This window comes from Dyella sp., from assembly GCF_035685885.1.
Taxonomy (GTDB): Bacteria; Pseudomonadota; Gammaproteobacteria; order Xanthomonadales; family Rhodanobacteraceae; genus Dyella.
On the sequence record NZ_DASRZX010000069.1, the window covers coordinates 19,926 to 45,563 of the forward strand.

The 25,638-nt window shown below is 65.8% G+C and carries 15 protein-coding genes; all 15 read right to left on the reverse strand.

Annotation, left to right across the window (positions count from 1 at the left end):
* The 15 genes from VFG49_RS08730 to VFG49_RS08800 all read right to left on the reverse strand — a co-directional run bounded on the left by VFG49_RS08730 (position 1) and on the right by VFG49_RS08800 (position 25,635).
* Positions 1 to 1,827 carry a GNVR domain-containing protein gene (locus VFG49_RS08730; RefSeq protein ID WP_324859508.1) on the reverse strand — a complete coding sequence of 609 codons (1,827 nt, stop codon included), beginning with the start codon at positions 1,825 to 1,827 and terminating at the stop codon, positions 1 to 3.
* Between the two features lie 10 nt (positions 1,828 to 1,837).
* Complete coding sequence (locus tag VFG49_RS08735; RefSeq protein ID WP_324859510.1) at positions 1,838 to 3,007, reverse strand: hypothetical protein; 1,170 nt, start codon at positions 3,005 to 3,007, stop codon at positions 1,838 to 1,840.
* Entirely contained in the window at positions 3,004 to 3,573 is a 570-nt protein-coding gene (locus VFG49_RS08740) for a polysaccharide biosynthesis/export family protein (protein WP_324859512.1), read from the reverse strand. The genes VFG49_RS08735 and VFG49_RS08740 overlap by 4 nt, the downstream gene beginning before the upstream one ends.
* 47 nt (positions 3,574 to 3,620) lie before the next feature.
* The gene (locus tag VFG49_RS08745) at positions 3,621 to 4,076 is read right to left on the reverse strand and encodes a hypothetical protein (protein ID WP_324859514.1); all 456 of its coding nucleotides are present in this window, start codon (positions 4,074 to 4,076) and stop codon (positions 3,621 to 3,623) included.
* 64 nt (positions 4,077 to 4,140) lie between these two features.
* On the reverse strand, positions 4,141 to 4,719 hold the full coding sequence (locus VFG49_RS08750; protein ID WP_324859516.1) for a hypothetical protein: 579 nt from the start codon (positions 4,717 to 4,719) through the stop codon (positions 4,141 to 4,143).
* Between the two features lie 262 nt (positions 4,720 to 4,981).
* The gene (locus VFG49_RS08755; RefSeq protein WP_324859518.1) at positions 4,982 to 5,674 is read right to left on the reverse strand and encodes a hypothetical protein; all 693 of its coding nucleotides are present in this window, start codon (positions 5,672 to 5,674) and stop codon (positions 4,982 to 4,984) included.
* A 14-nt stretch (positions 5,675 to 5,688) separates the two neighbouring features.
* Positions 5,689 to 7,335 (reverse strand): putative porin, encoded by a 1,647-nt coding sequence (locus VFG49_RS08760; protein WP_324859520.1) that lies wholly within the window; start codon positions 7,333 to 7,335, stop codon positions 5,689 to 5,691.
* Positions 7,336 to 7,351: 16 nt separating this feature from the next.
* The gene (locus VFG49_RS08765) at positions 7,352 to 7,996 is read right to left on the reverse strand and encodes an energy transducer TonB (RefSeq protein WP_324859522.1); all 645 of its coding nucleotides are present in this window, start codon (positions 7,994 to 7,996) and stop codon (positions 7,352 to 7,354) included.
* Between the two features lie 6 nt (positions 7,997 to 8,002).
* Positions 8,003 to 8,410, reverse strand: a complete 408-nt coding sequence (locus tag VFG49_RS08770; RefSeq protein WP_324859524.1) for a biopolymer transporter ExbD — start codon at positions 8,408 to 8,410, stop codon at positions 8,003 to 8,005.
* Between the two features lie 22 nt (positions 8,411 to 8,432).
* A complete protein-coding gene (locus VFG49_RS08775; protein ID WP_324859525.1) occupies positions 8,433 to 10,256 on the reverse strand; it encodes a DUF2341 domain-containing protein in 1,824 nt (607 codons plus the stop codon).
* Positions 10,257 to 10,319: 63 nt separating this feature from the next.
* Positions 10,320 to 20,549: a filamentous haemagglutinin family protein gene (locus tag VFG49_RS08780; protein WP_324859527.1), complete on the reverse strand. Its 10,230-nt coding sequence runs from the start codon at positions 20,547 to 20,549 to the stop codon at positions 10,320 to 10,322.
* A 10-nt stretch (positions 20,550 to 20,559) separates the two neighbouring features.
* On the reverse strand, positions 20,560 to 22,137 hold the full coding sequence (locus VFG49_RS08785) for a ShlB/FhaC/HecB family hemolysin secretion/activation protein (protein WP_324859529.1): 1,578 nt from the start codon (positions 22,135 to 22,137) through the stop codon (positions 20,560 to 20,562).
* Positions 22,138 to 22,248: 111 nt separating this feature from the next.
* Complete coding sequence (locus VFG49_RS08790) at positions 22,249 to 23,883, reverse strand: hypothetical protein (RefSeq protein ID WP_324859531.1); 1,635 nt, start codon at positions 23,881 to 23,883, stop codon at positions 22,249 to 22,251.
* Between the two features lie 36 nt (positions 23,884 to 23,919).
* Positions 23,920 to 24,756, reverse strand: coding sequence for a VPLPA-CTERM sorting domain-containing protein (locus VFG49_RS08795; RefSeq protein WP_324859533.1), 837 nt, complete (start codon positions 24,754 to 24,756; stop codon positions 23,920 to 23,922).
* 294 nt (positions 24,757 to 25,050) lie between these two features.
* Entirely contained in the window at positions 25,051 to 25,635 is a 585-nt protein-coding gene (locus VFG49_RS08800; RefSeq protein WP_324859535.1) for a type II secretion system protein N, read from the reverse strand.
* Positions 25,636 to 25,638 lie beyond the last annotated feature (3 nt).

Below are 25,638 nucleotides of genomic sequence, written 5' to 3' on the forward strand. Positions count from 1 at the left end.
TCAGATGCCCAGCTTGCGCATTGCCACGGCCCACAGCACGTCCAGCGGGCGATAGAACAGATGGATGGCCACCACGCCCAGCACGCACGCCGCCGCCGTGCCGGCGAGCGCGGCACGGCGATTCCACCGCGTACGACGCCGTTCGGCACTAGTCTCCAGGTACGGGACGATGGCCAGCGGCGGTACGCCCAGCAGTTCATGCAGCTCGGCGCGGCCGCGGATGGTACTGTCGACAGCTTCACGCAGCACGGCCGCACCGACCGCCAACGCCAGTCCGAGCAAGGCACCCAGCACCGCGATCAGGATCCGGTTGGGACTGGCGGGCTGGTCCGGCACCAGTGGCGGCTCGATCAGGGAGAACTTCTCTCCTTTGCGCTCGGATTCGAGCTTCTCCGCCAGCTGCGCTTCCATCTGTTTCTGGCGGACCTCGGTGTATTTCGTCTGCGCCGCGTCCAGGTCGCGCGTGATGGCTGTGTAGTCTCGCTCCACGGCCGGCGCGGTCTGCAGGCGCCGCTCGTAAGACTCCATCTTGGCCTTGACCGCCGCCCGCTCCCGCAGCAGCGAGGCGCGCTGGTTGGTGGCCGCCTCCAGCTGCGACTTCACCTGGATGTACGCCGGATTGTCAGGCTTGGCTTCGCCGCTACTGAGCGTCTTGTCTGGCGCCGCCTTGGCGGCGGCGGTCGCCTGCGCCAGGTCGTCCTGTGCCGTGGCGAGCGAGGCCTGCAACGAACTGACCAGGCGGTCCAGCCGCACCACGTCGGGATGGTAGGCTGCGTAGCGCTTCTGCGCCTCGGCCAGCTGGCCTTTGGCGTCCTCCAGCTGCCGGCGCAAGTCGTTCACGGCGCTGGCCTTTGTGTCCACGCTGTTGTCGTTGGTGCTGCCGCCCAGCGCTTCGATCTGGCGCCTGGTATTGACCACGTCCGGGTGATCGGGCGCGTACAGCGCGCTCAGCCGCGCGTAGTCCATCTTGAGGATCTGCAGGCGATCACTCGGAGACAGCACCCGCTCGCCGGTGGAACTGTACATCTGCGACACCGGTGGCAACTGTGCCAGCTGGGCCTGCAGATACGTGATCTGCTGCTCCACCGACCGCAGCTGCGTGTCGATATCGCGCAGACTTTCGTCGGTGCGGTCCATGACCTGGACGTTGATCAACGCCAGGTCGGGCAGCTCGTCGCGATGCTGTTCCTTGAAGTCCGCGAGCTTGGCCTGGAGCTCGGTGATGTTGGCATTGATGCGGTCGCTCTCCTCGCTCAGGAACGTGGCCGCGTTCTCGGAACTCTGCTTGCGGCTGTCGAGGTTCTCCTGCAGGTACAGCGAGGCGATTTCATTGGCCACCTTGGCGGCGATCTGCGGCGAGCCGTTGGAGTAGCTGACCGAAAAGGCGATGTTGGCTTTGGCGGCGCGACCCGCGCGGGGATCGTAGATGTCCGCGCTGATCATCTGGAAATCCACGTCCTTGCGCATGCGCGCGATGATCGCGTCACGCGTCTCGCGCTGGCGGCGGTTGCTGTAGAGATCGTAGCGGTCGATGATCTTCAGCAGGTTCTCCGTGGTCATGACGCGCTGGGTGATCACCTGGATGCGCTGGTCGGCGTAGCTGGTGACGGTGGATTGCACCAGGTCGCTGGGAATCTCCTGCTGCTCGATTAGGATCACGCCGGTCGACTTGTAGGTCGCCGGCCACAGCAGGGCCGCGACCAGGCTGGCCAGCAACACCGTGGCGAAGCACCAGAGCATCAGCGGACGCCGACGGCGCAGCATGCCGAGCCGCTGCTGCAGCCGGTTGGGCGATGGCGGCGGATTGGCGAGGACCGGCAGGTTCATGCCAAGGTCCTCATTGCTGATCCGCGTGCCAGAAGATGGCCAGCGACGTATCCCAGCCCTTGGCCCAGGGGTTGCTGCCGCTGCTGTCCTGGTCGGCGCCCGAACTGCCCAGCCGCAGCGCCGTACTCCAGTGCGGCGAGAAGCTCCAGTTCCACTCGGCGAGGATGCGCGCGTATACCGATCCCGGGTACGCCACGTAGCGGTAACCAAAGAGGCTGCCGTAGGTGTTCGCGCTGTGCACGAACCGGATGGCGGTCGACAACGAGGCATGTTCGGTCAACTGCCGCTGCGCATCCACCGACATCGAATCCGTGCGCTCGAGCAGCCCGTTGCCAACCGGGGAGATGCGCCGCTGCGCCGACGCGCTCAGTGACCCGCGCAATCCCGTGCGCGTGACGCCGGCATCCAGCACCCAGCCACGCGTGGTGATGGTGCCGACGGCACTACCCGATGCGCCGCCGCTCAGGTGCCAGTGGTCGCGCTCGCCGGCCTGGTGGCTGAAGCCGATGGTGCCGTTGTAGCTGCGCTGGGTCTGCGCGACGTTGTCGGAATCGAGCACATCGTACTCGCCCTGCACCGTGAGGCGCGACAGCTGGCCAACGGCCCACGACGGATCGACCGTGATCGAACCATAACTGTAGCTGCTCAGGCCGGTGCCGGAGGCGTCACGGTAGTGCACGCGGTTGCCGCTCAGCTGCACGCCGAGCTGCGTGAGCTCGGAAAGGTTCCAGCTTCCCCCGGCGCTGCTGACCAGCGATTGGCGCTGGCGATTCACATCGCTGATGCCGCTGAGTCCGAGTTCGGTGGTCAGGGTGCTGTCCACCGCGCCCTGGGCATTGGCGAACCAGTTTCCCCGCTGCCCGGCGTGCTGCCAGGACAGCGCCAGCGAACCCGCGGTGTTGTCAAGCTCCTGTGAGCTGGAGTAACGGGTGGTCGACACCTGCGGAGCGATCTGCAGCGCCCCGATTTCGGAATTGCGCTGCAGCGAGCCCGCGGCACTGGCAATCAGGCGCTCGTCGTCCAGCGTGGTGTCGGGCACGAGGCGCGGATTGTCCACGTAGTCCAGGCTGGCATTCGCGCTCTCCTGTAGCTGCCAATCGCTGGCGCGCAGCGGCGTCACGGCGGTCATCATGATGACCAGCGCCGCACTGACGCATGCGAGCTGCGATCCGCCACTCACGGCACCACGACGGTGTCGCCACTCTGCAACAGCACGTTCTGCGTGAGACGCCGGCCGCGCTCGACGTCGCCGTAGCTGAAGACGATCGCCACCTGTTTGTCGCCCTCGCGCCGCAGGATCTGGATGTCATTGAGATCGGCGTACGGGGTCGCACCGCCCGCCAGGCTCAGCGCCTGCATCACGTCCAGCGGTCGGCCCAGCGGGAAATCACCGGGCTTGTTGACCTTGCCCAGCACGTAGATGCGGTTGCCACCGATGGCCTTGAGCGCTACGGTCACCACCGGGTCGGGAATGTACTTGCGCAGCCGCTGGTCGATCTGGCTGCGGATGTCCTCGATCGAATGCCCGGCGGCGGCGATTTCGCCCGCCAGCGGAAATGAAATGCCACCGTCGGGACGCACCAGCACTTCCGCCTGCAGGTCGGCCTCCTTCCAGACCGACACCTGCAGCACGTCGCCGGCCTGCACGGCGTAGGGTGCATCGCCGGCGCGGACGGCAGCGGCGCCCGTGGCACAGGCCAGGGCCAGCAGCGTCAGGCGGCACGCGGTTTTGTAAGACTTCTGCATTCGGTTTGTCCCGCATTCGGCCCTGGGGCTCGGCCGTGCGGCCAGCCTCAGACTTCCTCGGGCGGGCTCGCGTAGACGTACTTCTCGTACAAATACTGGCGCAGCGTCTGGTCCATGGTCGCTGCGCTGATCAGGCCGTTGGCCGGAGCACTGGCACTGTTTGCCGCGCGCTGCGTCCCCACCGTGTACGGCCGATGCATGCCGTGCAGGGCGATCAGCCGCAGGTCCTCCTGTTCCACCCTGACCATCTGGTCATCCACGCCTTCGTTGACAATGCTCTCGAGCCGCGCCATGTCCAGGTCGAAATGCCGGAACAGATCGCTGCCCGACTCCATCAACAGGGGCACGAGCCTCTTGCCCCGCACCCCTTCCTCACACAGCGGCGCCAGCCGCATCAGTGCCGACTTCACCGCAAAGCGGATCACATCGGAATCGTTCACCTGCAGCCGCTCCGACAAACGCTTGATGCCCCGCACATCGCTCGCGCTCATGCGGATCGACACCGCCTTCTTCCGGGCTGTCATGTCAACTCCCTGTCCTGCTATGAATGAGCGTATTCCGTAGAGGTTACATTTGCGTGGCAGACGACCGACGGTGACGCAGGATGATGCCCGCGAACATGCCGGACGCCAGCAACCAGAACCCGGACGGGAGTGGCACGGGCGTGGGATCGCAGATGGGTGGTGAGCCCATGCCGTCGCCATGGCCGTCGCCATAGCCGTCGCCATAGCCGTTCCCGTTGTCGTGGGAATCCGGGCCGGAGCCGCGACGGTGCGCGCCCTTTCCGTGCATGAGCCACTGGCCAAGGTCATGGGCATAGTCGTGTCCGGCATCGACTCCTGAGTCGGAGTCAACATCGTTCCAGGACGCGTGCCACTGCGAACCTTCCGCCACCATCTTGCCCACATCGAACTCCGCCATCACGCGCGGCTGACCGATCGTGCCGGCGGCGCTCACCGCCTCTGGCGCTTGCTGCAGACAGCCCATGTCCTCCTGCGCGATGCCGCCGCAATAGCGACCCACCGGTCCGGGATTGAAGGCCGTGAGCAGGCTGTCCGAAGTCTGGGTGCCGGCCTGACACTGCGCCGCCAGTCCCAGTGCCGCGGCGATCGCCGCGCAGTGAAAGATCCCGATCTGCTTGGACACGTTGTTCTCCCCTGTTGGATCAGGAGGCCAGCGTGATCGGCGGACATGACAGGCGGTTTAACAATATGTGAATCTTGGCCAGCGCCGACGACGGTTCGTTCGTACGAACGCCCCGTTTTCCGCCCCTGCGACGGTTCATCCCTCTGGCTACCCGTGCATCGAATGACACTTGTAACCACCACTTTCCGGCATTTTAAGACGTTATGTTGAAGCGCACGTAACAGCGCGTTGAATTTTTGATGGCGATTTCGCCCAACAACTGTCAGCGCGCTGGCTGACGTGCGTCGTCTGCGCGGTATTGATAGTCGTCGGCGAGATTTTCGAGTCGCGTGCGCGCAAGTTTCGTAAACGGTTCCTTGGCGAGCAGTCCACCGCTGTTCTGCAGGTGCGTGAGGATCTCGCCGTTGAGTTTGTAGAGCTGGTCGTTGCGCGCGGCGCACGCATTGAGTTCGCTGGTGCGCGCGTCGAGATCGTTGCGCACTTTGGCGCGATCGATCTCGGTCTCGCGCAGCGTCTGCGCCGTATCGCGGAAGCGCGCCACCAGCTCCTGGGTCTGCGATTTCAGGCGCTCGAGCTGCGCCGCGGAGTCTTTCTCGGCGCCGGCGCTGCGCTGGGCGCTGGCCTGCAGCGCGGCCGCGCGCTGCTCGAGCGCGCCCTGGTTGCCCGTCAACGTCTGCACCTGCTTCTGCAACGCGGCGTTGTCCTGCTTGAGCTTCTCGTTCTCGCCCTGCAACTGCGAGCGCTCTGCAGCAAGCTGCTGCAGCTGCTGCGTCAAACGCGCCACCTCGGCACCGCCGGCACCCGCGCCGTCCGTGCCGCCGGTGCGCTGCACCTGCGCACCCGCCGCCGCGGCCAACGCCAGGCACGCGAGACCAAGCCAGCGTGCCTTGACGTAATGCCGTGCCGCGTCGCACCGCGCTTCATCCTGTCCGGTTTCATCGTGCCACGTCGTCATCGCGTTTCCCCCGTTCAGAACTGCCCGATGAAATCGAGCTGGGCGACATCGATGCCCAGCGGCGCGCCGTCAATCTCGTTGGCGCTGAGATACCGCAGCCGCGCGTACAGCGCCTTGGCAAGACCGAGTTCCGCGCTGAAGATGTAGCCGCGTGCGTCGGTACCACCAAGGTGGAAGTCGGAATCGTTGAACGCATCCAGCACGGCATCGCGCTCGACGCTGCGGTAGGTCGCGCTCGCATGCCACTGGCCGAAGCCCGTGAGTCTGGTGCGACCGACGCCCAGGCTGAACTCGTAACCCTTGGTGCGCCCGAGGACGCGGTAGCCGACGTTCTCGGTGGCCTCCCTGCCGCTCCAGCCGATGTTGCGCACGAACTCGCCGCCGACGGTCAGGTGGTTCTCGCCGTACAGCTTCAGATCCAGCTGCAGCAGCGCCGAAGCGAGGTGGTACTTGCTGGCCAGCGCGTACAGGTCGGTGGTGGGATCGTTGTCATACCGGATGTCATACAGCGTGTTGCCCTTCTGCAGGAAGCCTGGCGCGGTCCAGTCGTACTGATCGCCGCCCAGCACCGTGTTGCGGACGCCCGTGACATTCAGGTAGTCGTAGTACGCCAGCGCGAAGCGGAACAGCGACTGGTCGCCGAGCCGCTCCTCGGTGCCAAGCTGGCTGCCGATGAGCCACTTGTCCTTGGGCGAGAGGTCCACCTGCTGGATCGGGAATGCGCCCAGCGTCAGGAACGCGGGGCGTGTGGCGATCACGCCGTCGCGGCCCTTGTTGTTCCAGCTGAAGCTGGTCGACAGGCCTTCGAAGTTCAGGTCGGCATCCCAGATCAGCTCGCTGTTGGTCATGAAGGGGTTGTCAAAGCGGCCGGCGCGCACGTCCATGCCGAAGGTTCCGTATTCCGACTTCGGCGTCCAGAGCAGCGCGGCCTTGTCCATGCCCACCGACCAACGGTTGCCGTAGTTGCCCAGCGTCTGGTTGGTGGACACCGGGTTGGTGGCCGAGCCGCTCGTGATGCGCATGTCCAGCGCGAGCGAGTCGGACAGCTGGTCGCGCAGGCCGAGCCGGCCGCGGCCCACGAGCTTGAAGTTGTTCTCGGTCACGTTCAGGAACGCCTGCGTTGCCGAGAGCTTGCCGATTCCGCCCGCCTTGTTCGTGGCGAGGATGTTGATGTAGATGTTCTGCAGGTTGTCTTTGTCGTACGCGTCGTCCTCGGTGCGCAAACGCACGTCGCCGTACAGCCGCAGGTTGCCGACCCAGTCCGGCAGCGCGCCCGGGATGCCCCAGCGATCGCGCTTGGCCTGCTTGATCACCGCATCGGCGACGTCCTGCTTCATCTCGCTTTCGATCTGGAACCGCACCAGCGGCGGCACGGTGGTGACTCGCACCGCGTCCTTTTCGTCCTTGTCCTGCTGCGCGCGCGCCGCGGCGGCGGCTTCGGCCTTGGCCTGCGCGTCGGCCACGAGCGCCTTGGCCTGTTCGGCGGTCAGGATGCCCTTCTGCACCAGCGAATCGAGGATGTTGATCACCGTATTGCGCAACTCGTCGTTGGCCGTGGCAGCCGCGCCGTCGGCAGCGTTCGCAGGCGGGACCACTACGGCGGTGACGATCGAACTGGCGACCAGCGCCACCAAGAATCCGGGAAACTTGATATTCAGCATGGATACGACCTGCCTGCTAGCCTCTGGACACGATTTTCAGGGTGACGGGTTGCGGCATCTCCAGCGGCGGCGCTTCGGCCACGCGGGTGAGCTGCGCCAGCGAGCGCTGGATCGCCGCGTCGAGTTCGGGTTTGCCAGTGCCCTGGGCGAGCGTGGCACGCTCCACGCGGCCGTCGGCGCTGAGCCAGATGCGGATCACCGCGGAGTAACTTCCCTTGCGCACGTCGTCATCGGCGGAGAGTCGATCCTGGATCGCGTCGCGCAGCAGCGACGTGTAGCGACCGAAGATGGCGGTGCCGGTGCCGACGAGGTCCGCGCCGCCACGTCGCGCGGCGAGACCGAAGGCGTCGCTGCCCGCGCTCGCGTCCGCGTCGAGCCCGAGTTGTTGCGGCGCCTGGTCGGGCTGCGGCGCCGGATCCGGCAGGTCCTTGGGCAGCGGTTCCTCGACCTTTTCTTCGGGCGGCGGTGGTGGTGGCGGCGGCGTGTCCTCGGGGGGCCGCACGATCTGCACCAGCTGCGGCACCGCGCGCTTGGGCTGTTCGACCCTGGAGCCCAGGAAGCCCCTTACGATCAGCACCATGCCCATCAACGCCGCGAGCAGCACCGATCCCGCGATCAGCAGCGGTGTCCGGCGGCGCGAACTGGCGGCAGGCGCGCTCACGGCGTGCTACTTGACGATCCGCTGCGTGACGAGGCCCAGCTGCGTGATCTCGAGCCGACCCACCACGTCCAGCACGTCCACCACCTTCTGGTACTGCACGGTGGAATCGGCTTTCACCACCACAGGCAACGTCGGATCCGCCGCCTTGTACTGGCGCAGCAGGTTCTCGAGCTCGGGCAGCGTCACCGGAAAGGTGTCGAGGTAGATGGTGCCGTTGGCCGTGATCGAGATCGCCTTGGTCTTGGGCTTGGCGAGCGCCGGCGTCTCGCTGGCCTTGGGAAGATTGACCTTGATGCCCTGCACCGATGCCGTGGTCATGATGATGAAGATCACCAGCAGCACGTACGCCAGGTCGAGCATCGGCGTGATGTTGATGTCGTCGTAGACATCCTTTTCTTCTGCGGAAGCGGACATGGCGCAAGGCCCTCCTGGCGGCTCAGCTGTGGTGCTCGGCTGCGCGCGTGACGAACTCGTCCACGAATACCCGCATGTCGGCATTGATTTCCTTGATGCGCGTATTCAGCCAGTTGTAGCCGAACAACGAGGGGATCGCGACGCCCAGCCCCGCCACGGTCGCGACCAGCGCCGCCGCGATGCCCGGCGCAATGGCATTGACGTTCACGTCGCCGCTCGCGGCAATCGCCGCAAAGGTGATCATCACGCCAACCACGGTGCCCAACAGGCCGAGGAAGGGCCCGCCCGAAATCGCGATCGTGAGCAGCACCATCTGCGATTGCAGTTTCTGCGCCAGGCGCACCTGCGTGGCGTCGAGCGTGGCGCGGATCGCCTCGGTAGCCTGCGTGGTCAGCGCGGGCGGCGCAGCGGACAGGTTTGCGGCCGCTCCCGCCGAGCGGAGCAGAGTGCGCTTCTGGATTTCCATGACGCCGTGGTGATACAGCCGGTACAACGTCGACATTGCAAATTCGTTGCCCTGCCCGGCGCTCAGGGGCGGCATGAATGCCGAGCGGTCCAGCACCTCATCGCCATCGGCGTTGCCGCGATCCAGCTGCGCGGGGTCGCCGCGCAACTTCTCGAACTCCCTGAGGAACACCTTGTTGGCCGAGCCGATGCGCGCCAGGTAAATCGCCTTGCCCACCATCACCATCAACGCCATCACGAACATGAGCCCGAGGATGATGATCACGACCCAGCCGTCGGTGGTCACGTTCTTCATCGTGACCGCGAAATAGGACACCTTCTCGCCTTCGCGCTGCGCGTCGGTGCCATACGTGACGAGGTTGCCGTCCATGCCCTGGCTGCGCGCCGCGGCCTGGATCCATTCCGCCGGACGCCCTGCGTTGGACAGCTGGGTTTCGTCCAGGTCACCGACCAGGTTGTGGCCTCCCGCGACGGAGGCGCCGATCGTGAGCGTGCCGGCGGTCTCCTCTGCAGTGACGGGCGCACTGCCGACCGCGGTGCCATCCACGTACAGCGTCAGTTTGCCGCCCGTGATATCGAGTGCGAGGTGGTGCCACTGCCCCATCGACAGATCGCTGGTCGACTTCACTTCCGCCGCCACTGCGGTACCACGCAATATTCGGGCCACAGCATTGCTGCCCGCGATGCCGAGCACCACGGATCCGCCCTGGTCCTCGAGCGCCATGACGTACGCGTCGTTCTGCGCGGCCTCGATGCGCACCCAGCTGGAGAAGTTCACGCCACGCTGTGGCAGCAGGCGCAGTGAGGCACTGGCGGGCAGCTTGATGAAGCTGTTGCCCGAGAAGCGTGCGCCGCCGCCGATCAGCGAGGCCGGATTGAGGTCTGCCGTGCTGCCGCTGATGGCATTGTTGTTGGCGGTGACATCCTTCGGCGGGCCGCTCGCCTGTTCGTAGTGCAGCACCAGCGCCTGGTTGGCGTCGTACGTACCGGCCGCGTCGCCGCCCGCGTTGGCCTTGCTGTTGCCGTAGTACATGTAGATCTTGTCGCTGTTCAGGCCGCCTGAGATGCGCGGCATACGCACCCACAGGTACGCCAGCTGGTTGGTGGCGTCGTAGCGCTCGATGTGGAACGCCAGCGGCGTCTTGTCGTCACCGGCGATGAAGCGCAGGTCACTGCCGTCCGGCTTCGTGTCCTTGAAATAGCCAAAGTTTCCGGCGTGCAGGCGCACCAGCACGGGCACGTCAACGGGCGTCGCGGCGATGTTCGCACCCTGCGCGGTCAGGTCGAAGCTGATTTCCTTGCGATAGTTCCAGTCGTCGTTCCACCAGGCCTGGCTTACGACGGGAACGGTCATCAACGCCAGCAACATCAGCTTTCGCACTGCCCTAACCTCGTCATGCAGGAAGCGCGATTATGGGAAACGGCGATGATGGTTTTGTGACACTCAGTGTTTTTGCCGCTTGAGGCAGTCCAGATCGTCCTGCTTGCAGTCCTCCTCGCCGAGACCCAGCACGAACACTTCCAGCCACGACAGCGCCTGGGTCGCCATGGGCGCCTCGCGCTGCGAACCACCGCCCGTCGTGTCCAGGCCCGCGGTGGTCGAACCGGTGGCGCTGTTCGCCGCCGAACTCACGCCTTGCAGGCTCGCTCCGAGGCCGCCCGCGTCGACGGGCACACCTACCGCCACGCCGCTGACCTTGATGTTGTCGGCGCCGAGCACCGCGGTGGCGCCGATGGTGAGGTTGCCCGCCACGATGCCGGCGTCGCCCGCGTTCACGACGCCGTGGGGGGCATACAGGTCCACATCGCCCGCGGTGACGCCGGCACTGGTGGCGATGGCCTGGATGCCGCTGCCGGTCAATGAAGCCGGATAGCTCACGCGGATGATGCCGAAGTTGTCCACCGAGATGGTGGGCAGCGCCGCGGAGATGGCCGTTTTGGCGCCGCGGCCCGCATCGATGTCACCCTCGGTGGACCAGACCAGGATGTTGCCGCCGTCGGCCGCGAACACTCGCGATTCATTCACCGCCAGATCGCCGTAGGCGAGGATATTCAGGTCGCCGGTGGTCTGCGCCACGATTCCCAACTGTGACGGCTGCTTGCTGATACCAAACGATGCCGGCGCCGAGGACAGGCCAGCGTTGATTTCGCCTCCCGGCGCCAACAGGGAAATGTCGCCGCCGGCGAGCGTGTAGATGCGACTGAAGTACAGATCCAGGTTTCCGGCGTAAGGATTGGTCGCGCCGGCTCCCAGGTCCGGATTGGATCCGGGGAACATCGCCTCCAGCGCCTTGAAGCCCTGCGAATAGTCGTCGTGCTGCTTCGGATCGGGACTGGCCGCGTACCGACCCGACGTGCGCAACTCCGCGAACAGTACCTGCTGCAGGAACGGCACCTGCTTCTGCAGCGCCAGTGCCTCGAAGGTCGCCACGGCCGCGGCGTAATTGGCGGGAGCAACACCCGTGATCTGCGTGATGTAGGTGATCAGCTCGGCGGCGTACACCTGGCTGTCGTGCACGTAAGCCAGCTCGAAGGCCGAATAGTCAGGCTGCTGGCCGTTGATGCCCACCAGCACGCTGATCGATGCCCCTTGCTCCGGCAGCGCCGGGTTGGCCAGCGAGCCGCGCGTGGAAATGCCCAGCGAGTTCTGCAGGTTGATGTTGCGGCCGGCCGTCAGGCTCAGCCAGCCCGGTCCGTCGACGGTGATCGACTGATAGTTCGGGCCGATGCCACCGAACGAACTGCGACCCGCCGAATAGCTGATGTCGCGCCCGGCCACCACCGAGGTCACATCGGCATTCACGAGGTTCTGGGCCACTACGCCGAGGTCGACGATGTCGCGCCCGGCGTAAACGGCAAGGGGCCCGCCGAACTGCAGTGTCTGCGACTGACCCTGACCCAGCTGCGTGATGTCACCCGTCTGCGCCACGATATCGGAATAGCGCAACGTGCCGTTGCCGGCATCCACCAGGCGCACCGGGGTTGCGGCGTGGAAGCTGGCGAGATTGGATCGGAACGCACTGAGCGCGGTGTCGCCGATGGCGGTCGGATTCGTGATGCCTGGCAGCAGCGACGGATCCGCATCGGAGACGATGATGCCGGCATTGGAGGCAATGTTCACATCATCGTAGGCGTGCAGCGAGAGATAGCCGTTGGCCGCGGGAAACAGTGTCATCGAACCATCCAGGTCGACGTCGCCGCGCAGCGCCAGCACTTTTACCTGCGCCGGATAGAGGTTGAATCCTGCTGACAGGCCGCTCAAGGTTGCCCAGCCGCGGCTGAGCGCCAGCGCATTGTCGACGACGTGGACGTCGCCCGCCAGCGAGACGAGCGACACGCTGCTGTCTGCGCCGTAGGTGGAGAAATAACTCTCGCCGCCAAAGCTGATGTTCTGGCTGGAACCCTGGTGCAGCATCGTTGGAGTCAGCACGGATCCCAGGTACAGGGATTCGCGCGCGCTCAGGTTCGCGGAGGCATCTCCGAGCGCGATGACCGGCGCGAGCTTGGTCGTCGTACTGGCCAGGATGCTCTGCCCCGCATTGAGGTCGATGGCACCCCGCCCGGAATAGAATTCGCCACCCCGGATGTTCGCGCCCGCATCGACTGTCACGGTGCCGCCGCCGTTGATACTCAGCGCGCTGCTGCCCGGGTTGATGCCGCCGGTCTGCCGGCCAATGGTGGGCGCGGAGGCCGAAAGGTCGCGGATGTCCTGCCCAGCCGTCACCGTCACATCACCGCCGCCCAGCGTCGCCACGTTCTGGTGGAATTGCGCGAAGTTGACGCTCCAGGCGGTGGAGCGCTGCTGGCTGGCATTCAGGTCGACATTGCCGATGCGCCACAACCAGTCGGTGACGAGCTGATCGCCCGCGGCGCCCACCACGTCCTGGCCGGCATGGATGCTGATGTCGCCGCCGTTGGCGGGATACTCCAGTGCGCCCAGCTGCGTCGAATCGTCGCCGCCGTAATCCTGGCCGGTCTGGGCCAAACCCGCCGTGTAGATCATGGCGCCACTGTTGCCCAGTTGCACGTTGCGTCCGGCATTGACGTCGATGCTGCCGGTGCCAGTGCGGATCATGTGGTAGCCATCACTGGTGGTGGGATCGCCGGCGGCCACGACCAGATTGCCGCTGTTGGCCGCCAGCTGGTTGGTGGCAAGCACTGCCCCGATGCCGGCACTGGAGAGATCGGCGCCCGCGGTGAGATGGTAGGACCAGGATTTGTCCGTCGCCGTGAGGCGGAAAGCGTCATAGCCCGTGGTGCCCGTGAAACCATCGCTCAACGAAGCATTGAAAGTGATGTTGCCGGCTGCGCGCAGCGTAAGCACGCCTGGCAGGCCGTTGAAACGCCACTGCGAGAGGTCCCAGTCGCTGTCGAGCTCCAGATCGCCGGCCGACTGGATCTCGATGCCGGGAACGACATCGAGCGAGGCAATGCCCGCGGTGTTGAGCGAGCCCTGCAGTCCAACCGCCGCGGCTGCGAAACTCGCTGCGTCCGCGTAGTAGGGATTGCCCGGATCGGCCAGCGTGTCGCTGTAGTCCAGGATGCCACTGGTACTGGTGTAGACCCTGAATCCTTCGACGGTCACGGGACCTGCGCTGCTCCAATCGCCATTCAATGCCACCTGCCCCGACAACAGCGCAGACTGCGGCAATCGCAGCTGGATACTGCCGTCGGCGGCCGACCCGGCAGCAGCATTCGGGGCCAGCGTGGCGATCACGGCCGTGGTGCCGACGGCCAGCCCACCATTTTCCACCGCCAGGTCGATGCGGCCATTGCGCTCCGCGCTGCCGCTGGCCCGCGCATCGAGCGTTCCGTTGATGGTCATGCCGTTACTGGCACTGAGATCGATGCGGCCGCCCGCGACATCATGCGCGCGGATCGCGCCCTCGATGTCAATGCTGCCTGCATCGGCCACCAGCGCCACGCGCGCGGCGCTGAGTGTCTGGCCGGCCGAGAGCACCAGATCCCCGGTGCCGCGCTGGCGCAGGTTCACCGTACCGGAGAATCCACCGGCGCCAAGCAGCGCATTGAGCGTGTCCAGGGTCGGCATTGCCTGCGCGTCGATGCTGAAATTGCCGGCTCCGGTCGCGGCCGCCGCGTGGCCCGCGAGGCTTCCCGCCAGCGTCACGTTCCCGCCGGCAGCCGTGAACGCGACCGATCCGGCCCGCGCGGCGCCTGCGCCCGATACGTCGACGCCCGAGCCGCTGTCCTGCACGATGTCGCCACTGCTGGCGGTTGCAGCGAACTGGCCACCCGCGCTGCCCACGCTCTGGCCGTTGAACACGGTGTCCATGCCGGAGAGATCGATGATGGCCCCGGATTGGAGGTGCACGCCGCCGCCGCCGGCCGCGGTGGAGTTCAGGGCCAGTGCGCCCGATGGCAGGGTGATGCGTCCCGCGATGTCGACAGTCGCGCCATTGAGGGTGAGCGAGCCGCCGAGGCCGGTCACCGCCGCGAGCGAGCTGGCAGTGCCATTGGACCCGTAATCCAGCGCACCGGTGGCACTGACCGTCAGGTCGCTCCCGGAACCGACGCTCCAGCGCTGGGCCGTCACGCGCAGATCCCCGTTTACCGTCACGGTGCCGTCTGCGGCGTTGTCGATGTCGTCGCCGGCCGTGACCGAGGACGCCGCGAAACCGCTGAGCGCCAGATTCCCGCCCATGAACTCGACATTCCTGCCGCCAAGCGCGACGCTCCCGCCGGCCGTTGAATTCGCAACGACACCCGACGCGTCACTGACGCCGCCGAGCTGCAACGTGCCGCTGGCGCTGACCGCCGCGTCGCCGCCGAAGCCGCGCAGCTGCTGCGCAGCCAGCGTGATGTTGGTGCCGCTCAATGCCGCGTCACCATAGAAATCGATGGCGCCGCGGCTGTGCAGCACCAGCGTCTTGAGATCCGCCCCGGCGAACTGCGAGGGATCCAACACGAAGCCGCTGACACCCGTCACGTTCCCTACGCTGATCTGGTTGCCGGCGAGACTCAGCGCGCCGCCATCCGCGGAGATGGTGCCCTGGACGGTGGCGGCATTCGAGGTGTCCAGCGAGATGGCGCCACCCGCGGCGTTCAGCGCCGCGCCCTGGGCGATCGTGAGCGCACCTGATGTCCCGGTGCTGCCCGTGCGCGAAACATCGACGAGGTCCCCGCCCGAGACACGCACCAGCGCGCCATTGCCGGCAACCGTGATGTCGCGAGGCGTAAGCGTGGTGCTGCTGGTTCCGCTCAGCGTGGCACCCGCATCTATGTCCAGGTTGCTGCTGGCCACGAGCAGCAGTTCGGGCGCTGACAGGTTCGCGCCGTCGGCGACTTCCACCGAGGCGGCGGTGGTCGTCACGGCGACACCGCCCAGGGTATCGGAGCGTGTGCCACCAATCAGCAGCGACTCGACCCCCAGGGAATTGAGCTGGTCGACATCCAGTACCAGGCCGCTGGCACCGCCGGCGCTGCCGCCCGGCGCGATCGTGATGGCGTTGCTGGCGATGTCCACCGCCGCGCCGCGACCACCCGTATCGGCGCCGGCCAGAACGCTGCCATTCAGCTGCAGCGTGTCGTTCGCCACCAGCGCCAGTGTACCGGCGTCGCGCGGCAGACGGCTTGCGACGATGCCGGCGTTGGCCGCTTCGGCGAGGAAGAAGTCATTGGCGTTCGTGAGCGTGTACTGGGCGCGCGCCCTGACGGCAGCGCTGGACATGATGGCAAACCCGCTGGTGCGGGCATCGGCCAGCGAGGTTCCCGTGGTTTCCAGGTAGCCCGAGATGACGGTGCTGCCGTCGAGGCGCGTGAAACTGGTGCCCGCGGTGATGTCCTGGTAGCCGCTCACCGGAGTCACGAGATACGCGCCCGGCAGCAGCGCGTAGCGGGCCGGCAGGATCACGTAGTTGCCGGCGGGCAGGTTGCCATAGCCGGACAGGTAAACGCTGGTCGCGGGGCCAATGTTCGAATCGGCACTCAGGGCCGGGTCATACGGCGTGGCGGCGAGCGAGGACGCGGGAATGATGGCGAAGCTGGTCGGGCTGACTGCGGCCGACAACAGGTCGCGCGTGCCTTTCACGCCGTTGACGAATTCGTACGCGAGCAGATCGCCGCCGCCGCGCAGGTCCACGGTGGCACCACTGTCGATACGGACGTTGTCGCCGTTGAGCGTGATCTTCTGCGCCGGCAACGTGAGGTTCTGCGGGTTGTAGACCAGGGTCCAGCCGCCCGACAGCGTGTAGACCCAGTCGAATCCTCCCTGGGTCTGGCCGAACAGCACATCGAGTCCCGCACCGCTCGTCGACGTCACACTGCCGGCGGCGAGGTCGATGTCGGGCGAATTGAAGGTCAGCGTGCCGAAGGGCGCGCGCAGCGTGCCCTGCTGAACGATGTGCGGTGCGGTCAGTGACACCGAGCCGCCCGCCGAATAGATGTCAGCGCTCGTGGCGGCCGACGGACGCGTCAGCGTCAGCGTGCCATTGCCACCCGACCCCGCGCTCAGCGCGAATTTCGTCAGCGTCGTCGGGTAGATCTGGTTGGCACTCAGGGTCAGATCGCCCGCGGTCTGCAGCGCGCCGGTCACGGCGCTGCCGCCCAGGTTCTGCACCCCGATCAGGCGCAGATCGCCGCGCGATTCGAGTGTGGCCGCGCCAAATCCCTGCAGCGCGCTGCTGCCCTTGACGTCGAGCAGCTGCGCGTCGAGTTGCAGCTGCCCGCTGCCGGCCGTGGCGGCCGCCAGGCCCTGGTACTGGGTATCGGTATTGCCGAATGCGATATAGGGCGCACTGACGCTCGCCTGGCCGCCGTCCGAGGCCAGCGACGCGGCATTGATCGAGAGGCTGCGACCCAGCGTCAGATCGACATTGCCCGACAGCAGCACAGACCCTTGGTGGGTGCTCGTGACGTTGCCGGCCGAACTCTGGAAAGTGCGCGCGTTCAGCTGCAAGGCATCGAAACCACCGCTCGTGACCTGGTCGGCGCCGATCAGGGCGCGCCCCTGGTACGCTGCGTCCAGCGTCGCGTTCGCGAACTCTTGGCCGCCACCCTGCTGCGTCACATCGATGACGCGCCCCATCGACGGCAGCAGGTCCACGCGCATATCCGGGAGGTTTTGGCCTGGATCCAGGCGCAAGGTCGGATCCAGCGTGATGCCCAGGGTGCCGCCCGCTACGCTGCCCGGAGCGCCCGATGCACCCTTGATGGTGCCGCCGACCACGATGGCCTCCGACGCCGTCAGGCTGATCGAGCCGCCGGCCGATCCGATGCTCCTGCGCGCGTAATGTCCCTCGGCGTCGGTCGCGACGTCCACGTCGGCGGCGGTGCCGGAAACGTCGACAACGGAGCCTGACGAGGTGAGGATATGGCCGCGCTGCGCGATGAGCGTGACGCTGCCGCCACCGAGCACGCTGCCGGAGATGCGGCCAGCGTCGGAGGCCAAGAGCCGCGTCGCGCCCGTCGCCAGCAGCGAGGCATGGTCTCCGAGCCAGATGCCCTGGTCGGCCAGGTAAACGTCGGTGGCGTTGGCATCGAGAGCCAAGCCATTGTTCAAAGTCAGGGCAATGCTCCCGGCCGGCGCATCGATCTTTCCATCAACCAGCAGCCGGCTGTTCGAACTCAGCGAGATGCTTGCTCCGGTGTCAGCGGTGATGCTGGCGCCCGTTCCGATCACCAGGCTGCTGGCGTCGGCAAAGTTGCTGGAGCGATAGGTTTCGCCATTGGGCAGCGAGATGTTCGATGACAGCGCGAGATTCGCGGCCTGGCGCGTGGCGTCATCCAGCGTACCCACGCCGGCAATGTCGTTGAGGTTGGCGCCCGTGACGTGCGCGAACGCATCGGCATCGAGGATCAGGTTGTGCTGGAACACGGTGAGCTGGGTGCCGGCCGCCACCTCCACGCCGCCCTGGTCCGACGTCAATGCATAGCTGCTGAATCCGCCGCGCTGGAACGAGTAAGGATTCACGAGGATCAATCCCGCGTCGCTCTGATCGGCGCAATCGCTGGCGAGCATCGCCACGCAGAACGCGTCGGCTGTGAGACTGAGCGTGCCCCCATTGAACAGCGCAAAGGCGCGCAACTGGCCGTCGAGCACCAGCTGGGTCGAGGTTCCATAAAGCGCCTCGGGTGAAGTTGACAGCGAGATGCTGCCGCCACTGCCGGCCTTGAGCTGTCCCGCGGCTGTCACCTGCGCTCCGCCCGAAGCGTCGATGACGCTGCCAGATTGCAGCGCCAGGCTGTTTTGCGCAGCGCTCAACGCCACCGATCCGCCATTGACGGCCAGCGGCGCGCTACCCACCATGCCGCCGTTGGCGCTGCTGAGGTCGTTGACCCACATGCCACTGACATCGATCAGCCCGTTGTTGCCCAGGGTCAGCCCACCGGCCAGAGGATTGGTGGTCGCAGTGATTGCCGAAGCGAGCTTGAGGCTGCCGCTGTGCGCCACCACGCTGCCTTCGACGTCGACGGTACCCGCCTGCACGTTCAACTGGCCAAACGCCGGCAGGCCGAGCGCGACACCGCCTTCCACCATGAAGGTGCCGTTGGCGCGCACGGTGAGCCGGCCGATACCGTCGACTCCGAACAGCTTGCTGTTCAGAACCACGGAATCCCCCGAAGCAGCGGGCAGCGCATCGTTCCAGGGATCGAAGCCGCTGCCAAGCACGGGCGCGGTATCCGCGGCGACCACCGACACGTTGCCAGTCTGGTAGTCGGAGCCGTTGAAGGCGCCGCCTTTGACGATACTGGAGGTGTTGCCGATCGTCAGTTGGGCCGACAGGGGCGCCTCGTCGTAGTGGCGGTACAGCGAGCCATCCGGTATCGCGGTGGGCACCTTGCGCTGGTAGCGATCCACCTGCACGTCGGCCTGCACGGTTCCGTCGAGCACGATGTTCTCGCCGGTTACCGCCAGCGAGCCGGCGTCCTTGCCCTCGGTGTATCCCTGCTCATAGTGCCCGCGCGAGCCGTAGGTCAGATAGGTCCTGGAAGTTCCCCAGCGCGCGTCCTTCACGGTCACGCCGGATACGGCGAGAATGGCACTGTAGCTGCGATCGCGGTCGGCGCTGCCAATGTCGTACACCTTCCCATCGGCACCAAGCAGCGACGTGGTATCGATGAAGCCGCCGGCGTATGTGATCGATCCACCCGACAGGTCGATCTTCGAACCCGTGGCCAACAGCGTGTCACCGCTGGAACGCAGCGACACGGTACCGCCCGTCAGGCTACGCTCGTTGACATCGCGCGGTACGGCGCCGAGCCATCCCGACAGGTTGGCGATCGGGCTTCCCACCCAGGTGGAGCCGTCGGCACGCGTGCCGTACAGCCGGGTATCGATGGTGACCGTCTGGCCCTGCAGAACGCCGCCCTGCTGGGCGGGACTGTCGGCCAGTTCGGTGCTGCGCAGCTCCACATTCAGCGTGTTGGCGGACATGGGTGCATCGACATTGACGCCCGAAACGTCAATCAGCGCCCCAGGCGCCAGGTAAATGCGCGAGTCACTGGACGCGCCAGCGGAAAACGTGGAAGGATCCTCGGCGGTATTGGATTCGGCCACCGCGCTGACGTCGCCATGGTGCGCCACGATCTGCGCGCCCTTCTCCATGACGATGCGGTTGCCACTCAAGGTCACCTGCGAGACTGGCTGCGCCAGCGAATCCACCGCCGTCGCGCCGCTGGTGTCGAGCGCCACCTCCGTGCGGCTGTTCTGCCCCAGCTCGAGATCGCCGCCGTGGTTGGCGCTCAGTGCGGCCGTGACGCCATTGGTACTCACGCTCGCGCCATCGCGCGCCTGCAACCGGATCGAGCCATTGAGCTTGACGGAAGTGGTGGCGCTGACACGCCCCAGCTGATTTACGGCGAGGCCTGCGAGCGTCACGTTGCCGCGCTCGGCAATGATCTGGCCGACGAGCTGCGCGGGGTCGGTGACACCGGCGTTGCCGGCATCACCATTGGTCACGGTGCCTCCGGTCCCCACTTCCACCAACAGGCCGCGAAGGTCGCTGCTGGTGCTGGTGGTGAGGTAGATGGGCGAGCCCGCGGCCAGCAGCGTCTGGCCGCCCGGCGTCGAGATGGAACCCTCGTTGGTGACGTTCGGTGCGAACAGGTACACCGTGCCCGTCGACGACTGCCGGGCGGTGGTGATGGTGGCACCGGCCTGCACCGTGACATCGCCGCTCGGCAGCACATTGCCGCTCGCGTCCTTGTACTGCGTGAACGCCGGTGAGCTGGACAAGGCAGCGCCTGCAATGCCATTGGCCAGTGCCGCGGGCGTCATGTCGAGCGAGCTGGCCACCAGGCCGGCGACGTTGATCGTCGCTCCCGTGCCGAACACCACTCCATTCTGGTTGAGCAGGTAGACCTGGCCGTTGGAGTTGAGCGCGCCAAAGATCTGTGACGGGTCGTTCTGGTAGATGCGGTTCAGCGCGATCGAATCCGTGCCGGGCTGCACGAAGTTGACCGTGCCGTCCTTGGAGATGTTGAAGCTCTTCCAGTTCATGATCGCGCTGTTGCTGGTCTGCGTGACCGTGAGCGTATTGCCATTGGTGCCGACCGAAGCGCTGCCGCTGGTGACAAAGCTGTTCACGCTGCCGCAGGCGCTCGCGGCGCAGGTCACCGGCAGTTCGGCCGGTACCGCGGTGGCGGGCCCCCAGGCAGCCAGCCAGCCGATCCCCATGCCGCCTAGCACGCTCAATCGGGGGTACTGCACGCGCATGGGAGATTCCTCAGAATCCGTAGTGGAGCTGGAAGTGCACGCGTGAGTCGCCCTTCTGCGTGTACGTGCTGTCGCGCAGGGGATAGGCCCAGTCGAGCGCCGCCGTCAGGTCCTTGAAAGCAGTCAGGCGCAATCCGGCACCGGCACCCATCAGATCGTGGCGGCTGACGATGCTGCCGTCCTTCCCGGGCAACGGGTCGAGCAGGCTCACCGTCCCCGCGTCGTAGAACAAGAAGCCCATGAAGCGCTGGGCCCAGCCGCCCAGCCAGCGGTTGAGCGAGGCGGAACGCAGTTCGAGGTTCAGGTCGGCACCGGTGTCGCCCAGCTGCTCCGACTCCAGGTAGCCGCGCACCGTGTCCGCGCCGCCGATCGCGAAGCCCTCGTTGCTGATCAGCGGTTCCTGGGTCCACTGCCCGGCCAGCTTGACGAACACGGTGCCGCCCAGGAACAGCGGCCGCTCGTGCTCGACGTCGGCGCGCAGATAGAAATAGTTGGCGCGGGCCTGCGATCGCTTGTAGGCGAATTCATCCGGCTGGTTCACCACGCCGCGCAACCCGAAATTCGCCGCCAGGTTGAATCCGCTGGTCGACTTTTCGCCCCGCTCGCTGTCACCCAGCGCAGCGGTCCAGCCGAGGTAGTGGATGGGCGTGGCATCCGTGGCACTGGTCAGCAGGATGTCGTCTTCGAAATGCTTGTAGTCCGCGCCGAGCGTGAAGGTTCGCGTGGCGGCGGCATCGCTGTGCAGCTTGATCACGTAGCGCACGCCATAGATGCGCCCCTTGCCGAGGATGCCGAAGTTGCCGCTGCTTCCCGCGGCGGCGAAGTCGCTGTTGGTGTCGACGCCATAAAAAGCCAGCACATTGCCGCTGTCGATGAGCGGCACCAGGTAAGTGGCAGCCAGCATTCGCACCTGACTGAAGTCCTGCGGTGATCCCTGGTACTGCAGCGAGAAATTCTGGTAACGCTGGAACAGGTTCTCGAAGCTGGCGTTCAGGCTCAGGCGCGTCCGCGTGGTGTTGGCGGAATAGCGATCGTTCAGTTCCGCACTGCCGTGCAGCGGCAGCGAGTCCTTGACCTTGAGTTCGACGTCCACGGTGCCGGGCACGCGCCCCGCGCGCAGCACGGGCGTCACCTGCCGGTCGCGCGCTTCCTGGTTGATGCTTCCCAGTTGCTGCTGCAGGTCCGGCAGATTCATGACCTGGCCCTGCGCCAACGCTGGCAACTCTGCACGGATCTGTCCGTTGCGATAGTAGCGTGCGCCCGTGACCCGCACCCGATCCAGGCGCCCTTCCGTGACCTTCAGGCGCACCACGCCCTCATTGACATCCTGCTCTGGAATGTCGACGAACACGGTGCCAAAGCCCTTGTCCTTGTAGAGCCCCTCCAGGGCCTTGCGGGCCGCTTCCACATCCGCGATGGTTTTGTCCGGTCCCAGTTGCGGATAGAGCAACCGGTCGATGTCGATTTCGGCCAGCACCGTGTTGCCCAGTACGCGGTACTCGAGGATTTCGAACTTGCTCTGTGGCTCCTCCGCCGCCTGAACGACCATGGGAACGAGGCACAGAAAAGCCGAGAACAGGCGGCACATGAAATGTCTCTGCAACACAGCGTGGAATCTTACGAAGGCAAGATGACAAAACAGGGACGGCGCCATTGCTGGCGCCGTCCCGTTCACTTCACAACCTGGAACCAGGGCGTATCAGTACGCCTGCGTCCCCATGTTGCAGTCGTTGGCCGTTCCACTCCCGGACTTCAGTTTCGTCAGCCCGTTGATCGGGTTGGTCCGCACCGAAGCTGCCGTGACCGGCAGTGTCGGCAGATGGCCCGAGGCCGGCAGATCGAGGATGCCCACGTCCGCCTCGCCCGAACCCGTGCTGCCCACCGCCGCCGCATCCTTCCACGAACTGTTGGTCGCGATGATGCTGGTCGGATTGCCCACCGCCGAGTAGATGGTGTTCCACAGCGTCGACTGGCTGGTGCCCGCGCTGGTCAGCGCCACGTCATTGAAGGTATTTTCCACGAAGTAGGAATAGTTGCCCTCAATGGTGCTCTTGAGCGTCGGCGCCTGCCAGTCCACCTTCACGTAGCGATACGTGTCAGTCAGCAGCGAACCACCCGCGACGGCCGGCTTCGCCTCGAGGCTCAGCACGCCCATCGCGAGCTGGTCGTTCGAGCCGTGGCCGCCGAGGCAGCTGCGCACGTCGCCGGACCCCGAACCTGCGAACACGGGATTGGCGCCGTAAGTGGCAAAGCTCCAGGAGCAGCCGCTGGCCGTGCAGCTGGCAACCGTCGCACCCTTGATGGCCTGGATGCTGCTGGTGTTCTTGCCGCAACCCTGGTTCAGGAACATCGCACCGATCGCGTACTCGGAACCCGAGGAATTGCCGCGGCGGCACAGGTACACCGAGGTACTCGGCGTGGTGAACGCACCGGCGCTCTGCAGCACCGTCGAGAGCTGCGTGGCGGTGGTGCCAGCCGCATTCGGCGGTCCAACGTAGATGTTGGACGCGTCGGTCAGCGTACCGGTCAGGATTTCACGCACCACCGAAGCCGGCAGCGAGGGCATCTTGTCCACCGAAGAGTCATCCGGCACCGTGGCGCTGGTTGCGACCAGGCCTTCCGCCTTCTGCAGGGCCAGGTACAGCGGCAGGCTCACAGCCGGGTTGAACCCGACCGCGACCGTGCGGCGCACTGAACCCAGCGACGTGGCGTCCGACGCGGTCACGGAAGAGGTTCCGACAAACGTGGCCGGGTCGACGTCCGACACACCGCCGTTCGGCACCACCGATGCGCTGCTGACCGTGGAGGCAATGCTCGTCGCCGAGTCGTAACCGCAGTCGTGGGTGTTGTACGCAGCAAAGGCCGTGGTCGAAGTCACGGTCGTGGTGACCGAAGCGCAGACCGTGCCGAAATTGCTGGTATTGGTGATGTCCATGAACTGCGTGCCGAGGCCGCGCGCCACGTACACGATGCCGTTCGCGGAACCGCCATGCGACTCCTTGAGCACGATGACAGGCGTACCGTCCGCAATCGTGGCCGAGGTCACGGTGTCCGTGAGCGCCGGCGCCAGGCAGGCCATCGCGCGCTCCACCACCGAGCCGCTCGAGCTCTTGTAGTAGTACGTGTCGAGGGTGCCGGGCTTGCAGTAGCCGCCGGAATTGAGCTTCGCCAGGTTCTCGAACGTGCCGTCCGTGGACGTCGCACCGCTCACATACAGCGTGACCAGCGTGCCGGCCGTGAAGGCGTCGTGGATGGCGGACGTGGAAATCGCGAAGGCGTTGCTCGCACCCATGGCGAGTACGCTGGCCACCGCGAGTTTGATCTGAGTATTCATGCTTGATTCCTTGCGTAAACGATGAGGGAGTTCGAATCAGGCCAGCGTCAGGCGCTTGCTGCGGCCGACCAGGCCCATGCCGATCAGACCGGAGAGCAGCAGCCACGCGGCAGCAGGCAGCGGCACGGCGGAGACCGTGTAGGTCAGCGTGCCCACGCCGTTGGCGATCGACAGGCTCCACACGCCCGCGTACTTGGCCGTGTTGAGCAGGTCCGTGCCGACCCCGCTGGAGTTGGACAGCAGATAGAAGGCCATCGAGGAGGCCAGCGCCCCATCCGACTGCAGCAGGCCGCCGCTCTGGCCGAGGCTGGCGCCCGCAGTCGTCGTCCAGTACCAGGTGTCGGAGGTCGACGAGGAGGTGCACAGGCCAGGGGTGGCGCAGTTGTTGTTGATCTGTTCGGCTTCGTTGTTGAAGTTCTGGACCTGCACGTCCATGTTGGCGTTGTTGGCCGTGGCCAGGGACGCCACGCCAGCGCTGGTCAGCGTCGTGGCAATCTGCTCCGAACCCGCCGCATTACCCGGCGGCCCCGAATCGTAGTTGATTGCGTTGATGCCCCAAGCCAGCTTGCCGGAGCTGAGAACGGACGTCGGAATGCCGCTCAGGCCGGTCAGCGTCCAGGTCAGCGTGGTGCTCATGTCCGACGGCTGGATCTGGCTCAGCGTCAACCCCAGCGAGGCGGTGTAGCTGTATGCCGCTGACGACGAGGAAACGTCCGTGGAATAGATATGGAACAGCACGGTACCATCGTCGGCGAAGTCCGTCAGTGGCTGCGTGTAGTCGATCGTCGTCGGAACGGTCGTCGTGGCCATCGCGGCCGTCGACGCCATGGCCAGCACGCCCAGTGCGAGCAGGCGTTTCGCGGTTACTTTCATTGAAATCCCCTAAGTTGAGATGAAGGTGCCAAACCAGGCTGGACCCAAGTCCGAATGTCCCTGATTCCCCAAGTGGAAGTGATCAGATCCCTGAAGCTCCCAGTGAGCGTGAAGCAGATTACGGTCGCGACATGTCGCAACCTTTTACGTGGTTTGACATTTTTGCGAATCCTGGGCTGGATTCGCGATGAAACGTCGCACGTCCGTGCGGCGTCAGACGTCGCCTGAAGGACACCAGGGATCAGACGTCATCACAATGTATGACGACCCGACTGGTCATACCTGTACGTCGATTCATTCGTCGTGGCTGCCTTCGTAGATCCATTCATCGATCTGCTTTGGCGGACCGGTGTCCACTTTCCTCCAGACAAAACCATGACCCGGATCCACCACACCCGGATTGTTGGCGTCGGAGACGTCGTCGGCCCCGGATCCGTCAACGCCCGCGCCATCACCGCCCGCATCACCGGCGAACGCGAGCACCGTCCCGGCGCCGCCGAACGAGGAATCGTTGAAGGTGAATTCGATGATCTGGCCATTGCGCCGAATCAGGATGCTCTGGGTACGCACCTCGACCAGCGTTCCGTACTGGCCGAGCGGCCCGCCGATCCGCACCCGGTGCAGATCACCGCCGCCCAGGTCCACCAGCGCTTCGGAGTAGCGCGGGTCGCTGACCACGATCGTACCGCGCAGTGCCAGCCCCTTCGAAACGCTCATGGAGGCAGCCGGCGCCGCCGTGACCAACGGGGCAGCAGCTTCGCGTCCCCGCTCGCCGTCCGCCTCGGCGACCGCGGCGACGGCAACAGCGACCGCACAGCACCCAATGAACGCTGCAAACCAGAGTTCGGGCCCGCTTGACCTGCCCGGTACGTCACGCATCAC

What these genes read in the sequence shown, in the direction of transcription:
- VFG49_RS08790 (WP_324859531.1), bottom strand. Translation starts at nt 23,883, where the DNA reads ATGAATACTCAGATCAAACTCGCGGTGGCCAGCGTACTCGCCATGGGT.
- VFG49_RS08795 (WP_324859533.1), bottom strand. Translation starts at nt 24,756, where the DNA reads ATGAAAGTAACCGCGAAACGCCTGCTCGCACTGGGCGTGCTGGCCATG.
- VFG49_RS08780 (WP_324859527.1), bottom strand. Translation starts at nt 20,549, where the DNA reads ATGCGCGTGCAGTACCCCCGATTGAGCGTGCTAGGCGGCATGGGGATC.
- VFG49_RS08770 (WP_324859524.1), bottom strand. Translation starts at nt 8,410, where the DNA reads ATGTCCGCTTCCGCAGAAGAAAAGGATGTCTACGACGACATCAACATC.
- VFG49_RS08740 (WP_324859512.1), bottom strand. Translation starts at nt 3,573, where the DNA reads ATGCAGAAGTCTTACAAAACCGCGTGCCGCCTGACGCTGCTGGCCCTG.
- VFG49_RS08785 (WP_324859529.1), bottom strand. Translation starts at nt 22,137, where the DNA reads ATGTGCCGCCTGTTCTCGGCTTTTCTGTGCCTCGTTCCCATGGTCGTT.
- VFG49_RS08730 (WP_324859508.1), bottom strand. Translation starts at nt 1,827, where the DNA reads ATGAACCTGCCGGTCCTCGCCAATCCGCCGCCATCGCCCAACCGGCTG.
- VFG49_RS08760 (WP_324859520.1), bottom strand. Translation starts at nt 7,335, where the DNA reads ATGCTGAATATCAAGTTTCCCGGATTCTTGGTGGCGCTGGTCGCCAGT.
- VFG49_RS08800 (WP_324859535.1), bottom strand. Translation starts at nt 25,635, where the DNA reads ATGCGTGACGTACCGGGCAGGTCAAGCGGGCCCGAACTCTGGTTTGCA.
- VFG49_RS08755 (WP_324859518.1), bottom strand. Translation starts at nt 5,674, where the DNA reads ATGACGACGTGGCACGATGAAACCGGACAGGATGAAGCGCGGTGCGAC.